This is a genomic window from Rhodococcus sp. KBW08 (assembly GCF_003852455.1).
Lineage (GTDB): Bacteria > Actinomycetota > Actinomycetes > Mycobacteriales > Mycobacteriaceae > Rhodococcus_F > Rhodococcus_F baikonurensis.
This window is the reverse complement of sequence record NZ_QAJJ01000073.1, coordinates 420-1252: the sequence shown is the minus strand read 5'-3', so window position 1 is coordinate 1252 and position 833 is coordinate 420. Positions and strand designations below refer to the sequence as shown.

Here is an 833-nt window from a genome sequence, read left to right as displayed (position 1 = left end):
ACCAGCACGAGACACCCCGTGCCCTGCTCGCGCGACCAGGCTTCGATCTGCATCGGTGAGCAGATCGATATCTCCGATCACAGTTTCGACGTCGTCTGCAATCGCAGTCAGAACGCGCACGAAGTGATCCACAAACCCGGCCACCGTCGAATCGTCGAACAATGCAGACGCAAACGTCATAATGCCGGAAATTCCACTCGCCGCCCCACCGTCATAGTGGTCGGTCACGATCAAGTGAAGGTCGAACTGTGAAGTTCCACTGTCGAATTCAACGCCCGAAAGCGTCAAACTCGGTAACTCGAAAGCACTCTGGCCGAGATTCTGGAACGACAAGCCGACCTGGAACAACGGATGATACGCCGTCGACCGAGCCGGATTGAGCACCTCCACCAAACGCTCGAATGGCACATCCGCATGTGCAAACGCCGCCAAATCCGCCTCACGCGAACGCGAGAGAAGATCAGCAAAGGAAACGCCGCCATCAACGGATGTCCGCAACACCAACGTATTGACGAACATCCCGATTAAATCGTCCAGCGCTCTCTCACCTCGGCCGGCGATCGGTGTGCCGACGGTGATGTCGTTGATTCCCGACAAACGAGCCAACACCACCGCCAAGGCAGCATGCACCACCATGAACAACGTCGAATTGTTCTGCTGCGCGACATCGACGAGACGCCGATGCAGGTCTACACCGATCGCCACAGGAACCTGCCCGCCGTCGAATGCCTGAACTGCGGGCCTCGGACGATCCCACGGCAACACCAACTGGTCCGGCACCCTGGCCAACGCCCGAGACCAGAACTCGACCTGACGCGAAATCAACGACGACG

The 833-nt window shown here is 58.3% G+C and carries 1 protein-coding gene; it reads right to left on the bottom strand.

Annotation, left to right across the window (positions count from 1 at the left end; all coding sequences use genetic code 11):
* Positions 1 to 833, bottom strand: an 833-nt coding sequence (locus tag DBV08_RS32095; protein WP_260395835.1) for a condensation domain-containing protein, incomplete at both ends; no start/stop codon positions are given.